12 protein-coding genes are annotated in these 13,046 nt (G+C 65.9%); 6 read left to right on the forward strand and 6 right to left on the reverse strand.

The genetic code is table 11. The annotated features are described in order from the left end of the window. On the reverse strand, positions 1-288 hold the full coding sequence (locus ACQZF9_RS05480) for an exodeoxyribonuclease VII small subunit (RefSeq protein ID WP_428312245.1): 288 nt from the start codon (positions 286-288) through the stop codon (positions 1-3). Positions 289-441: 153 nt separating this feature from the next. On the opposite strand from ACQZF9_RS05480, the gene parE reads away from it, so the two are divergent. From parE to htpX, 3 genes are all read left to right on the forward strand, one after another. Further along, positions 442-2,418, forward strand: a complete 1,977-nt coding sequence (gene parE / locus ACQZF9_RS05485) for a DNA topoisomerase IV subunit B (RefSeq protein WP_428312246.1) — start codon at positions 442-444, stop codon at positions 2,416-2,418. A gap of 47 nt (positions 2,419-2,465) precedes the next feature. Continuing rightward, positions 2,466-4,691 (forward strand): DNA topoisomerase IV subunit A, encoded by a 2,226-nt coding sequence (parC, locus tag ACQZF9_RS05490; protein WP_428312247.1) that lies wholly within the window; start codon positions 2,466-2,468, stop codon positions 4,689-4,691. A 247-nt stretch (positions 4,692-4,938) separates the two neighbouring features. Then, positions 4,939-5,805 (forward strand): protease HtpX, encoded by an 867-nt coding sequence (gene htpX / locus ACQZF9_RS05495; RefSeq protein WP_428312248.1) that lies wholly within the window; start codon positions 4,939-4,941, stop codon positions 5,803-5,805. Positions 5,806-5,864: 59 nt separating this feature from the next. Here the strand turns inward: htpX and ACQZF9_RS05500 are convergent, their stop codons facing one another. The 3 genes from ACQZF9_RS05500 to epmB are packed head-to-tail and all read right to left on the reverse strand — an operon-like array spanning position 5,865 to position 9,538. Continuing rightward, positions 5,865-6,353, reverse strand: coding sequence for a RidA family protein (locus ACQZF9_RS05500; RefSeq protein WP_428312249.1), 489 nt, complete (start codon positions 6,351-6,353; stop codon positions 5,865-5,867). A 56-nt stretch (positions 6,354-6,409) separates the two neighbouring features. After that, complete coding sequence (locus tag ACQZF9_RS05505; RefSeq protein WP_428312250.1) at positions 6,410-8,500, reverse strand: EAL domain-containing protein; 2,091 nt, start codon at positions 8,498-8,500, stop codon at positions 6,410-6,412. Positions 8,501-8,518: 18 nt separating this feature from the next. Next, positions 8,519-9,538, reverse strand: a complete 1,020-nt coding sequence (epmB, locus tag ACQZF9_RS05510) for an EF-P beta-lysylation protein EpmB (RefSeq protein ID WP_428312251.1) — start codon at positions 9,536-9,538, stop codon at positions 8,519-8,521. A 97-nt stretch (positions 9,539-9,635) separates the two neighbouring features. Between epmB and efp the strand changes: the two genes are divergently transcribed. Together efp and epmA are read left to right on the forward strand one after the other, a co-directional pair. Then, complete coding sequence (efp, locus tag ACQZF9_RS05515; RefSeq protein WP_428312252.1) at positions 9,636-10,205, forward strand: elongation factor P; 570 nt, start codon at positions 9,636-9,638, stop codon at positions 10,203-10,205. Between the two features lie 4 nt (positions 10,206-10,209). After that, positions 10,210-11,160, forward strand: a complete 951-nt coding sequence (gene epmA / locus ACQZF9_RS05520; protein WP_428312253.1) for an EF-P lysine aminoacylase EpmA — start codon at positions 10,210-10,212, stop codon at positions 11,158-11,160. Positions 11,161-11,233: 73 nt separating this feature from the next. Here epmA and ACQZF9_RS05525 read toward each other — a convergent pair whose 3' ends face one another. Then, positions 11,234-12,010, reverse strand: a complete 777-nt coding sequence (locus ACQZF9_RS05525; protein WP_428312254.1) for a sulfite exporter TauE/SafE family protein — start codon at positions 12,008-12,010, stop codon at positions 11,234-11,236. Between the two features lie 49 nt (positions 12,011-12,059). Between ACQZF9_RS05525 and recR the strand changes: the two genes are divergently transcribed. Next, positions 12,060-12,659 carry a recombination mediator RecR gene (gene recR / locus ACQZF9_RS05530; RefSeq protein ID WP_428312255.1) on the forward strand — a complete coding sequence of 200 codons (600 nt, stop codon included), beginning with the start codon at positions 12,060-12,062 and terminating at the stop codon, positions 12,657-12,659. Positions 12,660-12,666: 7 nt separating this feature from the next. Here the strand turns inward: recR and ACQZF9_RS05535 are convergent, their stop codons facing one another. After that, positions 12,667-13,008, reverse strand: coding sequence for a 4a-hydroxytetrahydrobiopterin dehydratase (locus ACQZF9_RS05535; RefSeq protein WP_428312256.1), 342 nt, complete (start codon positions 13,006-13,008; stop codon positions 12,667-12,669). Positions 13,009-13,046 lie beyond the last annotated feature (38 nt).

Raw genomic sequence — 13,046 nt, forward strand, 5'->3', positions numbered from 1 at the left:
TCAGCTCGCATCGGCCGCGTCGTCCGCAGCCAGCAGGTTTTTCACCTTCAATTCAGCGGTTTCCAGCGAGGTCCTGCACTGGCGGGTGAGGCCGACGCCGCGTTCGAACAGCTGCAGCGATTCCTCCAGTTTCAGATCGCCGCGTTCCATCTTCTCGACGATGCTTTCCAGCTCGCCCAGCGCGTCCTCGAAGCGCGCGACCTCGTCGCCCGCCGGCGCAGCCCCGGGCGCCTCGGTGGCGGCCTCGTCGCCGGGGAAGAGTCCTGATTTTGCAGTGTTTTTTGGCATCGCTCGCGGCGGGCTGGGCTTGATACGAACGCGCAGTCTATCGTGCTTGCGGCGCCCGGGTTCATCCGCTACCTTCGCGCCGCCTCCAGCGCCGTCTCTTCTCGGGACCGGCTGCTCCCGCCGTGCAATCCGCCTCGTCCTGCTGACCCGTCAATGGCCGCCCCGACTTCCAAGAATCCCGCACCCAGTTCCAGTTACAACGCCGATCAGATCGAAGTCCTCAGCGGCCTCGACCCGGTGCGCAAGCGGCCGGGCATGTACACCGACACCACGCGGCCGAATCACCTGGCGCAGGAAGTCATCGACAACTCGGTCGACGAAGCGCTCGCCGGCCACGCCAAGAAGATCGACGTGACGGTGTTCGCCGACGGTTCGCTGCAGGTGTCCGACGACGGCCGCGGCATGCCGGTCGACATTCATCCGGAGCACGGCGTCAGCGGTGTCGAGCTGATCCTGACCAAGCTGCATTCGGGCGCCAAGTTCTCGAACAAGGCCTACGGTTTCAGCGGCGGCCTGCACGGCGTCGGTGTGTCGGTGGTGAATGCGCTGTCGAAGAAGCTAGAAGTGCGCGTTGCCCGCGGCGGTACCGAGTACGCGATCGATTTCGCCGACGGCCACAAAAGCGTCGACCTGCGGCCGATTGGCCCGGTGCCGAAATCGCGCAACGGCACCACGGTGCATTTCTGGCCGGACGAAAAGTATTTCGATTCGCCGAAGATTTCGGTCACGCGCCTGAAGCAGGTGCTGCGGGCCAAGGCGGTGCTGTGCCCGAACCTGAAAGTCACGCTCGACGACCAGATTGCCGGCGAGCAGACCGTGTGGCAGTACGAAAACGGCCTGGTCGATTATCTGAAGGACGCGCTCGGCGGTGCCGAGACGATTCCGTCCGAGCCCTTCGTCGGCAAGTTCGCCGCCAAACGCGAAGAAGCCGAGTGGGCGCTGCTGTGGCTCAACGGCGGTGGCGAAGCGGTCGCCGAAAGCTACGTCAACCTGATTCCGACCGCGCAGGGCGGCACCCACGTCAACGGCCTGCGCACCGGTCTGACCGAAGCGATTCGCGAATTCTGCGAATTCCGCAACCTGCTGCCGCGCGGCATGAAGCTGTCGCCGGAAGACGTCTGGCAGGGCTGCAGCTACGTGCTCAGCGTGAAGATGCTGGATCCGCAGTTTGCCGGCCAGACCAAGGAGCGGCTGTCCTCGCGTGAAACCGCGGCCTTCGTGCAGGGCGTGGTCCACGACAGTTTCAGCCTGTGGCTGAACCAGCATCCGGCCGAAGGCGAACTGGTTGCGCAGCTGGTGATCAGCAACGCCAACGCGCGCATGAAGCTGGCCAAGCAGGTGGTACGCAAGAAGATCACCAGCGGCCCGGCGCTGCCCGGCAAGCTCGCCGACTGCGTGCTGACCGACCTGAACCAGACCGAGCTGTTCCTGGTGGAAGGCGATTCCGCCGGCGGCTCGGCGAAGCAGGCGCGCGATCGCGATACGCAGGCGATCATGCCGCTGCGCGGCAAGATCCTGAACTCCTGGGAAGTGGACGCCAACGAGGCCCTCGCGTCCGACGAAATCCACAACATATCGGTGGCCATCGGCGTCGACGCCGGCAGCCCGGATCTGGCCGGCCTGCGCTACGGCAAAATCTGCGTGCTGGCCGACGCCGACTCCGACGGCCTGCATATCGCGACGCTGCTGTGCGCGCTGTTCCTGCGCCACTTCCGGCCGCTGGTGCAGGCCGGGCACGTCTACATCGCGATGCCGCCGCTGTTTCGTATCGACGCCGGCAAGCAGGTGTTTTATGCGCTCGACGATTCCGAGCGCGTCGGCATCCTCGACCGGCTGCAGGCCGAAGGCAACAAAGCCAAGATTTCGGTGACGCGCTTCAAGGGCCTGGGTGAAATGAACCCGATGCAGCTGCGCGAAACCACGATGTCGCGTGATACGCGCCGCCTGGTGCAGCTGACCTTGGACGAGCTGCCGGAGCCGATCGTCGAACCGGTCGAAGGCGAAGAGCCGGCCGCGGCCGTATCCACGCAGGTCACCACCGACATGCTCATGGACATGCTGCTGGCGAAGAAGCGCGCCGGCGATCGCAAGGCCTGGCTGGAAGAGAAGGGCGATCGCGCCGACGTCTGATCGCGGCTCTTGCATCGATGCTTATTTATTGTGCTGTTTGAAATGACATGACCGACATCTCAGAAACCGAACGCCTGCCGCTGCGCATCTTTGCCGAGAAGGCCTACCTCGATTATTCGATGTACGTGGTGCTGGATCGCGCGCTGCCGAATATCGCCGACGGCCTCAAGCCGGTACAGCGCCGCATCATCTATGCGATGTCGGAGCTGGGTCTTTCCTCGACCAGCAAGCCGAAGAAATCGGCGCGCACCGTCGGCGACGTGATCGGCAAGTTCCATCCGCATGGCGACAGCGCCTGTTATGAAGCGATGGTGACGATGGCGCAGCCTTTCAGCTATCGCTATCCGCTGGTCGATGGCCAGGGCAACTGGGGCAGCGCCGACGATCCCAAGAGCTTCGCGGCCATGCGCTACACCGAAGCCAAGATGACGCCGTATGCGTCGACCCTGCTCAGCGAACTGGAGATGGGCACCGCGGACTGGGTGCCGAATTTCGACGGTACGCTCAACGAGCCCAAGCTGTTGCCGGCGCGGCTGCCGAACATTCTGGTGAACGGCACCACCGGCATCGCGGTCGGCATGGCGACGGATATTCCGCCGCACAATCTGCGCGAGCTGGTCGCGGCCTGTCAGCTGCTGCTGAAGAACCCGAACACCTCGATGGCCGAGCTGATCGCGGCGGTTCCGGCGCCGGATTTCGCAACCGGTTGCGAGATCATCAGCGATCCGTCCGAGCTGAAAAAAATCTACGAATCCGGCAACGGCATGGTGCGCATGCGCGCACGCTGGGAGCGGGAGGACGACGGCCCCAACGGTCTGCAGATCGTCGTCACGCATCTGCCGCAGCAGGTGTCGCCGGCGAAGATCCAGGAGCAGATCGCCGATCAGATGCGGGCGAAGAAGCTGCCGCTGGTCGAGGATCTGCGCGACGAATCGGATCATGAGAACCCGACGCGCATCGTCATCATCCCGCGCAGCAATCGCATTGACGTCGATGCGCTGATGACGCATCTGTTCGCGACCACCGATCTGGAAAAATCGGCGCGCGTGAACCTCAACATGATTGGCCTCGACGGCCGGCCGCGGGTCAAGAACCTGCGCGAAATCCTGGTCGAATGGCTGGTGTATCGCAACGCCACGGTGCGTCGCCGTCTCGAATTCCGCCTCGGCAAGGTCAACGAGCGCCTGCACATTCTGGACGGCTTGCTGATCGCGTATCTGAACATCGATGAAGTGATCCGCATCATCCGCTACGAGGAAGATCCGAAAGCCGAACTGATGGCACGCTTCGGCCTGTCTGAAATCCAGGCCAATGCGATTCTCGATCTGCGTCTGCGTCATTTGCAGAAGATCGAGGAAATGCAGATCCGCGGCGAGCAGGCCGAACTCGCTGCCGAACGCGACAAGCTGGTCGATCTGCTCGGCTCCGAAGCCAAGCTGAAAAAGCTCGTCGGCAAGGAGCTGGACGAGGACGCGAAGAAGTTCGGCGACGCGCGGCGTTGCCCCATCGTCGCGCGCGCGGCCGCCGTGGCGCTCGAAGCCTCGGAAATCCTGCCGGCCGAACCAATCACCGTGGTGCTGTCGAAAGCCGGCTGGATCCGCGCCGGCAAGGGCCACGACCTGGACGCGACCGCCTTGTCGTACAAGAGCGGCGACGAATATTTCGTGCATGCGATCGGCAAGACCAACCAGCTGCTGATCCTGCTCGACAGCAAGGGCCGCTGCTACACGCTGAATCCGCGCGATCTGCCGTCGGCGCGTTCGCAGGGCGAGCCGGTCACCACCAAGCTCGATCTGCAGGACGGTGCGCGCGTTGTCGCGCTGCTGATGGGCGACGAGGCCGACCGCTACGTGCTCGGTTCCACCGAAGGCTACGGCTTCCAGACCCGGCTCGGCGACATGCAGGCGCGCAACAAGGCCGGTAAGGCGATGATCACGCTGGAAGGCGCGCCGCTGCCGCCGGCGCTGACGCGAGCCGCGGCGAGCGATCGCTTCGCCCTGGTCACGGCCGAAGGGCGTTTGCTGGTGTTCCCGATCGGCGAGTTGCCGGAACTGGCCAAGGGCAAGGGCAACAAGCTGGTCACCTTGAAGGGCGAGGACCGTATCGTCGCCAGCTGCGTGGTGCCGGCCAACGCCGCGCTGGTGCTGACCTGCGGCAAGCGCACCCTGACGCTGAAGCCGAGCGACGTCGCCGCCTACACCGCGGCGCGCGCCTCGCGCGGCAACCATCTGCCGCGTGGTTATCAGACGGTGGACAAGATAACGGCGGGCTAGGCCGGCGGGTCATGAATAAGTCCGTTCGTCCCGAGTAGACGGGCTTGCCCGGCGTATCGAGGGACTGGATCGGGCTCTCAGCGTGGTCGGCTCCCTCGATACGCCTCGCAGGCGAGGCTACTCGGGACGAGCGGAGCTTGGTTCGGCGCCGGATAGCTGAACCGAAATCTTGATTCCGTGGTCACAGGCCGCAGATACACTTTGTTGCACGCCTTTCCCAATCCACGTTCACAGCCTTCCCCAAGCCATGAAACGCATCTTCCTGTTCCTCGTCACCAACATCGCCGTGATGCTGGTGCTGTCGGTCGTTGCCTCGCTGCTCGGCGTCGACCGCTTTCTGACTGCCAACGGACTCAACCTCGGCGCGCTGCTGGCGTTCTCCGCGATCTTCGGTTTCGGCGGCTCGTTCATTTCGCTGTTCATGTCGAAGTGGATGGCCAAGCGCTCGACCGGCGCACAGGTGATCACCGAGCCGCGCAATTCGGCTGAAATGTGGCTGCTGCAGACGGTCGAGCGTCAGGCGCGCGCGGCCGGCATCGGCATGCCGGAAGTCGCGGTCTACGACGCGCCCGAGCCCAATGCCTTCGCCACCGGTGCCAGCAGGAACGCCTCGCTGGTCGCGGTCAGCACCGGCCTGATGCGCAGCATGAGCCAGGACGAAATCGAAGCCGTGCTGGCGCACGAAGTCAGCCATATCGCCAACGGCGACATGGTCACCTTGACGCTGATTCAGGGCGTGCTGAATACCTTCGTGATGTTCCTGTCGCGCGTGGTCGGTTACGTCATCGACAAGGCGGTTTTCAAGACCGAGCGCGGTACTGGTCCGGGTTACTTCATCACCGTGATGGTGCTGCAGATCGTGTTCGGCATCGGCGCGTCGATGATCGTCGCCTGGTTCTCGCGCCAGCGCGAGTTCCGCGCCGACGCCGGCTCGGCGCATCTGGCCGGCAAGCGCAAGATGATCGCCGCGCTGCAGAAGCTCGGTGGCTCGACGGTCGCGTCGACCTTGCCGCCGCAGCAGATGGCATTCGGCATCAAGGGCGGCGTCAAGGAATGGTTCTCGACGCATCCGCCGATCGAGGCGCGTATCGCCGCTCTGCAGGCCGGCGCTTAAAGCACAGTAATAAAAAAGGCCACCTGCGGGTGGCCTTTTTTTGTTGTCGATCGCTGCGCCTACGGCCGCGCGAACACGATCTCGATTTCCACCAGCATGCCTGGCGCCGCAAGCCCGGCGACCTGGAACGCCGAGCGTGCCGGCAGGTTGGGTTGTTCCTTGGTGCCGAAGAACTGCGTATAGGCTTCCATCATGCCGGCGAAGTCCATAGCCGCGCCCGGTGTCGGGCCGACCAGGAACACCGTCATCTTCACCGCGTCGCCCATCTTCAGGCCCATGCTTTCGATCGAGGCCTTGGTCTTGTTCAGCACCGACAGCGTCTGCGTCTTGGTGTCGCCCCAGTATTCCGGGCTGTACTTGGTCGCGTCCGGCTTGGCCGGATCCGGCGTCATGCCGCTGTGGAAAACCAAGGTCTGCTTGCCCGGCACTTCGACTGCGCGCGAAATCGGGAAGTTGGAACCGACCAGCGGGTAGCGCTTCACTTCGGCGTGGGCGGCACCGGCCAGCAGGCTGGCGGCGAGGGCGGTGGTGAGTACGAGCTTGTTCAAGGCGAATCTCCCTTTTCTTGGAACGGTGGCTTTCAGTGTGCTCCTTGCCGTCGCGCTCAGCTGCGGACCGGGTCCGCCGCCAGCAGCACGACCTCGGGCTCCTGCACGTGGTAGCCCTGGATGTAGTGCACTCCCAGCTGCCACATCCGTGCCATCACGTTGGCATCTTCGACATGACTGACGATGGTCTTGATGCCGCGGCGGCGCGCGATCGTCAGCAGTTCGGCCATCTTCTTCTGCGTATCGCGATTGCCGAAGTCTCGCGTATACGAGGCGTGGAACTTGATGAAGCGCGCCGGCAATTGCTCGAGCAGCTGCGCCGGATGCGTGCCGACGCCGAAGTGCTCGATCGCCAGGCCAGAGCCGAGTTCTTCCAGCGCGCCGGCCAGCAGCTGGGTTTTGTGTAGGTGATTCTGCACCGCCATCTCCTGCACCGCGAAGCATAGCTCGCGATTCCTCAGCGGCCGCGCCGCGAGCAGGCCGCGCAGCCAGGCGATCAGGCCGTCGGTGTCGCGCAGGCTTTCTTCTGAGAGCTTCACCAGCAGCACCGCTGGCTCCTGAGACTGGTCGCGCTTGGCCAGCACTTTCAGCGCCTGCTTGATCACCCAGCGATCGACCAGGCGCATCAGGCCGAACTGCATCGCTGCCGGGATGAATTCGCCGGCGCGATGCTCGAGACCCTGCTCGTCGACCATGCGCACCAGTACGTCGAAGTGCTGGCGGGTTTCGCCTTCCAGGCTGGCGATGGACTGGTAGGCCAGGCGCATGCGGTCCTGCTCGAGCGCGCGCTTGAGCTGCGCGGCGCGGCGCGCGGCCTCGCGCGCTTCGCCGTGCGCCTGCGCGGTCGGGCCGATCAGCAGCGACTGGCCGCCACGCTGCGCCGAGGCGCGCCGGCCTTCGCGGATCAGCGGATCGATCGCCTGCACCGCGGGCTCACCAGCGCCGATCGGATAGGCGGCGACGGTGACGGTGATGCGGGTTTCGTGGGCGCCGGCGGTGAACACCTGTTGCGCCAGTTCGCGCGCCAGGCGCTCGGCGAGTTTTTCGAATTCCGGCGCGCTGGCGCGTGACACCAGCGCCACCCATTCGTCGGTGGAGAAGCGGAACAGCGGCTGCGGCGCGCCGAGGCGCGTGACGATCGCGCTGCACACCTGGCTCATCAGCAACTCGGCGTCCTGCAGGCCGACGCGCGTTTCCAGCGAAGCGAAGCCGTCGATCAGGAACAGCAGCACCGCGCGCGGCCGCGCGTCGTCCGGCGCTTTGTCCAGCGAGCGGAACAAGGCCAGACGGTCCGGCGTCGCCGCCGGCGTGATGCTGACGGCGGGCGCGGGCAGGGGCGTCGGCAGCGGCGGCGACGCGGCCTCGATGCGGATCAGCCATTCGACAAAGGACTGGCGGCCGACCGTGCCCTGGGTCAGCTGCACGCTGACCGGCAGGCTGCGACCGTCGGCGCGCACCAGCACGGTGTCCAGCGGAATGCCGGCGTATTTGCCGCGCGCCAGCTGGCGCAGTTGCTCTTTGACGCGCGGCTGCTGCTCGGGCGCGATCAGCTCCAGCAGCGGCGTGCCGATCAGGGTGTCGGTCGGTTTCTGCACCAGCCCGGCGAATGCGCGGTTGACGCGGCTGAGCGCGCCGTCCTGCACGTGGATCACCGCGTCGGTGATTTCGTCCAGGCGTTCGCGGTGGCGGGTTTCGAAGGCGGCCATGCGCGCGCGCGCCTGGACCAGCTCGCGCTCGCATTTGAGGCTGGCGCATTCGCGGCGATAGACCTGGGCCAGATGCTGCAGATCGGCGTCGCTGCCGGCGCAGACGCGGTCGCGGGCGCCCAGGCGCATCGCGTTGCTGGTGGCGAGCCAGTCCGGCGTCTGGCCGATTTCCAGCACCGGCAGTCCGGGCGCCAGCCGGGCGCTCAGCTCGAGGACGCGCGCCAGCGGGCTCTGCGCGCTGTCGGCGCACAGCAGCAGGTCGGCGCCGCTGCCGCGGCGCAACGCGTCCTCTAGTTCTTCCAGATCGGCGATCCAGGCGGCGCGCACGCCGAACGCGGCCTTGCGCAGCGCGGTTTCCACCAGCCGCGCGCCGTCCGCGCTGCCGCCGACCAGCAACAGCAGGCTACCGGATGTAACAGGATCGATCGTATCGGCTAGCAAGGTACCGCCATGCTGGCACTACCAGGCGATGACTTCTTTCGCCGGCAGACCGGCGGTTTCACGGGCCAGACGTGGCAACAGGTAGCCGGGCAGGCGAGTCGACAGTTCACGCATCAGCGCGCGCGCCTGGTCCTCGTCGACTTCGAAGTGCGCGCTGCCGGCCACCCGGTCCAGCAGGTGCAGGTAGTAGGGCAGCACGCCGCAGTCGAACAGGCGCTCGGACAGCGCCTGCAGCGCGGCGACGTCGTCGTTGACACGGCGCAGCAGCACCGACTGGTTCAGCAGGCTGACGCCGGCATTGCGCAGCTGGCTGCAGGCAAGGGCGACGCTCTCGTCCAGCTCGTTGGCGTGGTTGGCGTGCAGCACCATCGCCGTGCGCAGCCGCGTTCGTCGGAGCAAGGCCAGCAGGCCGTCGTCGACACGTTCCGGCAGCACGATCGGCTGGCGGGTGTGCAAGCGCAGCCGGCGAACGTGGGCGATGCCGTCGAGGCCGTCGAGAAATTCGCCGAGTTTTTCGTCGGACAGTGACAGCGGGTCGCCGCCGGACAGAATCACTTCGGAAATCGAGCGGTCCGCACGGATCTGCGCCAGCGCCTCGCGCCAGTGGTCGCGGCCGGCGAGTGCCTCGGAGTACGGGAAATGCCGGCGGAAACAGTAGCGGCAATGCACGCCGCAGGCGCCGGTCGCCATCACCAGGACGCGGTGCTGGTATTTGTGGACGATGCCGCCGTCTTTGAGCCTGGCCTTGTCGCCGACCGCGTCCAGGCCGAAACCGTCCACGGTCAAGGCTTCGGCGCCGACCGGCCAGACCTGCAAGAACAGCGGGTCGGAAGGATCGCCCTTGCGCATGCGCTGCGCGAAACCACGCGGCACGCGCAGCGGAAAACCGGCCAGCGCGGCCGCGTCCAGCTGCGGCAGGTCGGGGTCGATTTCGAGGAAGCGCAGCAGCTCGGCCGGCTGCTTGAAGGCTTCGCGCAGCGCATGCTGCCAGGCGCGCGCCGACCGGGCCTGTCGGGTTTTGGGGCTAGGGGTTATCATCTGCGCCGCATTTTCGCGCTGCGGGGTGCCAGGGAGCAAACACGGCACCCGGCATTTTCCGCCTACGAAACAACCAACAATCTAGAAGACTTCGACAATGGCTACCGTCAGCACCAATGAGATGAAGTCCGGCACCAAAGTTCTGGTGGACGGCGAACCCTATTCCGTGGTCGACAACGAGTATCGCAAGCCGGGCAAGGGCCAGGCGACGAACACGATCAAGATCCGCAATCTGAAGAACGGCCGCGTGATCGACCGTACCCTCAAGTCCGGCGACACCTGGGAAGTCGCGGACATCGAGGAAGTCGACATGCAGTTCCTCTACAGCGACGGCGAGTTCTGGCACTTCATGAACCCGGTCAGCTTCGAGCAGGTCCAGGCCGGCGCCACCGCGGTGGCCGAATGCTCCAAGTGGCTCAAGGGCGAGGAAGCCTGCAAGGTGCTGTTCTTCAACGGCGTGCCGCTGTCGGTGACGCCGCCGAACTACGTCGTGCTGACGATCACCGAAACCGATCCGGGCCTGCGCGGCGACACCAGCGGCAGCGGCGGCAAGCCGGCAACGCTGGAAACCGGCGCGGTGGTGCGCGTGCCGCTGTTCGTGCAGCAGGGCGAGGTGATCAAGGTCGACACGCGCACCGGCGACTACCTGGGCCGCGTCGGCAAGTAAGGCCATGCAGCGCTGGCGTCCCGACGCGAGTCTGGCGACGCTGAAAGCGCGGGCGGAGCTCAACGGCTCCGTCCGCGCTTTTTTTTGTCAGCGCGGCGTGCTCGAGGTGGAGACGCCGATCCTGTCGGCGCACGCGACCGTCGACCGCTTCATCGACAGTTTCCAGACGCGCGACGGGCGCTGGCTGCAGACCTCGCCGGAATTCGCGATGAAGCGGCTGCTCGCGGCCGGCAGCGGCGCCATCTTCCAGATCGCGCGCGTGTTCCGGCTCGAGGAGCAGGGCCGTCATCACAATCCCGAGTTCACGATGCTCGAGTGGTATCGGCCCGGGTTTTCGCTGCATCAGCTGATGGATGAGGTCGAGGCGCTGATGCACCTTCTGGTCGGCAACGACGCGGCCTTCGAGCGCATGAGCTATCGCGAGGCCTTCGTGCACTACGCGGGCTTCGATCCGCATGTTTCGAGTGCTGAGCAAATGCGCGCGGCGGCCATCGCGTCCGATCTGGTTTCGTCCGGGGATTTCGCCGAAGAGACAGCCGATTTCTGGCTGGACCTGTGGATGTCGCGCGTGGTCTCGCCGGCGCTCGGCTTGAGTACGCCCAGCTTTGTCTACGACTTTCCGGCAAGCCAGTCGGCGCTGGCGCGGATCCGCCACGACCAGCCGCCGGTGGCCGAGCGCTTCGAGCTGTTCTGGCGCGGCATCGAACTCGCCAACGGCTTTCACGAGTTGGCCGATGCCAACGAACAGCGCGCGCGCTTCGAGGCCGACCAGCAATATCGCAGCGACGCGGAGCTGGTCGTGCCGCCGTACGACGCGCATCTGATCGCGGCGCTGGACTCGGGCGCTTTCCCGGATTGCAGCGGCGTCGCGCTGGGACTGGATCGGCTGCTGATGCTGAAGCTGGGCTTGAGCGAGCTGAAGCAGGTGCTGGCCTTTTCTGCCGATCGCGCCTGAGCTGCAAATGGTAGGAGCGGACCCTGTCCGCGACTTCAGGCTTCGAAGCCTCAGTCGCGGACAGGGTCCGCTCCTACAGGTGTGGCCTCCACACGTCGTAGGCCAGCCGCAGAATCAGCAAGCCGACGACGGCAATGAACAGTCCGCGTACAAACCCCGCGCCGCGGCGGATCGCTAGCCGCGTGCCGATTAGCGAGCCGGCGACGTTGCACGCCGCCATCGGCAGCGCGTAATGCCACAGCACCGAGCCATGGCTCAGAAAGTAGGCGAGCGCGGCGAAGTTGGTGATCACGTTCACCGCCTTGGCCGCGGCCGAGGCGTGCAGGAAGCTGAAGCCGAACGCTCCGACGAAAGCCAGCACCAGGAAACTGCCGGTGCCGGGGCCGAGAAAGCCATCGTAAAAACCGATCGCGCTGCCGGCGAGCAAGCCGATCAGCAACTGCTGCGCGGCCGACAGCCGCGGTGCGTGCAGCTTGCCGAAGTCCTTCCTCCACAAGGTGTAGCCGAGCACCACGACCAGCACGCCGAGGATGATCGGCTTGAGCGAGGCGTTGTCGAGACGGCTGACCGCGGCTGCGCCGACGAAGCTGGCGGCCAATGCGGCCAGCGCCATCGGCAGCACCGCGCGCCACGGTGTGGAGATGTGCCGCGCGTAGTTCCAGGCCGCGACGGCGGTGCCCCAGATCGACGCCGCCTTGTTGGTGCCGAACAGCGTTGCCACCGGATAGCCCGGCAGCAGCACCAGCAAGGCCGGCACCTGGATCAGCCCGCCGCCACCGACGACGGCGTCGACGAAGCCGGCGAGCATCGCCATGGCGCACAGCGCCAGCATCGTCAGTTCGGGAGTCATCGGCGGGCCATTAGAATGGCGGCTTGCGTATCAGAGATCATTTCCCGACATGTCCGTTTATTCGCCGAGCCTGGCCCGCCTGATCGACGCGCTGCGCCGCCTGCCGGGTGTCGGCCCCAAGTCCGCCCAGCGCATGGCCTTCCAGTTGCTGGACCGCGACCGCGGCGCGGCGCGCAACCTGGCGCAGGCGATGAACGATGCGCTCGAGCAGATCGGCCGCTGCCCGCAGTGCCGCATGTTCTGCGAGAACGGCGACTGCCGTTTTTGCACGCCGGCGCGCGTCGCCAGCGGCCATCTGTGCGTGGTCGAAGGCCCGGCCGACCTGATGGCGATCGAATCCGGCACGCCGTATCGCGGCCGCTATTTCGTGCTGATGGGGCGGCTGTCGCCGCTGGACGGCATCGGACCCGATGAACTCGGCCTGGACCTGCTGCAGCAGCAGCTCGCCGGCGGCCAGTATCAGGAGCTGATCATTGCCACCAATCCGACCGTCGAGGGCGAGGCCACCGCGCATTACCTGGCGCAGATCGCGCGCGCGCAAAACGTCGCGGTGAGTCGCATCGCGCATGGCGTGCCGGTGGGCGGTGAACTCGAATACGTCGACGGCGGCACGCTGGCGCACGCGCTCAGCGGCCGCCGCCAGGTCTGATCGCCGCTTATTTGCCGTCGGCGAGGCGGTCAACCTTGGCCGCGCAAATGAAGTCGTTGTCGCTCAGTCCGTCGACCGAGTGCGTCCACCAGCGGATCGTGCAGCGGTTGTAGCCGAAGTCGATGTCCGGATGATGGTCTTCCTGGTTGGCGATATAGGCCACCGCATTGATGAAGGCCAGAACACGGTAATAGTTGCGGAAGTCGAAGCTGGCCTGCAGCTGCTTGGCGTCGGCGCTGAGCGTCCAGCGTGGCTCCAGCTGTTTGAGCAGCGCCTCGGCGGCGGCGCGTTGCAGCGCCGGCACTCCGCCTTCGCAGGGCGCGCAGCGTTTTTCGGCGAGCATGGCCATCGGTCCGGTCTCCAGCTTGATCAAACGGGGCCGGATAC

The organism is Hydrocarboniphaga sp., from assembly GCF_965279055.1.
Taxonomy (GTDB): Bacteria; Pseudomonadota; Gammaproteobacteria; order Nevskiales; family Nevskiaceae; genus Hydrocarboniphaga.

Bases quoted from the DNA above. Each gene is read 5' to 3' on its own strand.
- ACQZF9_RS05480 (WP_428312245.1), bottom strand. From the start codon at position 288: ATGCCAAAAAACACTGCAAAATCAGGACTCTTCCCCGGCGACGAGGCC.
- parE (WP_428312246.1), top strand. From the start codon at position 442: ATGGCCGCCCCGACTTCCAAGAATCCCGCACCCAGTTCCAGTTACAAC.
- parC (WP_428312247.1), top strand. From the start codon at position 2,466: ATGACCGACATCTCAGAAACCGAACGCCTGCCGCTGCGCATCTTTGCC.
- htpX (WP_428312248.1), top strand. From the start codon at position 4,939: ATGAAACGCATCTTCCTGTTCCTCGTCACCAACATCGCCGTGATGCTG.
- epmB (WP_428312251.1), bottom strand. From the start codon at position 9,538: ATGATAACCCCTAGCCCCAAAACCCGACAGGCCCGGTCGGCGCGCGCC.
- efp (WP_428312252.1), top strand. From the start codon at position 9,636: ATGGCTACCGTCAGCACCAATGAGATGAAGTCCGGCACCAAAGTTCTG.
- epmA (WP_428312253.1), top strand. From the start codon at position 10,210: ATGCAGCGCTGGCGTCCCGACGCGAGTCTGGCGACGCTGAAAGCGCGG.
- ACQZF9_RS05525 (WP_428312254.1), bottom strand. From the start codon at position 12,010: ATGACTCCCGAACTGACGATGCTGGCGCTGTGCGCCATGGCGATGCTC.
- recR (WP_428312255.1), top strand. From the start codon at position 12,060: ATGTCCGTTTATTCGCCGAGCCTGGCCCGCCTGATCGACGCGCTGCGC.
- ACQZF9_RS05535 (WP_428312256.1), bottom strand. From the start codon at position 13,008: ATGGCCATGCTCGCCGAAAAACGCTGCGCGCCCTGCGAAGGCGGAGTG.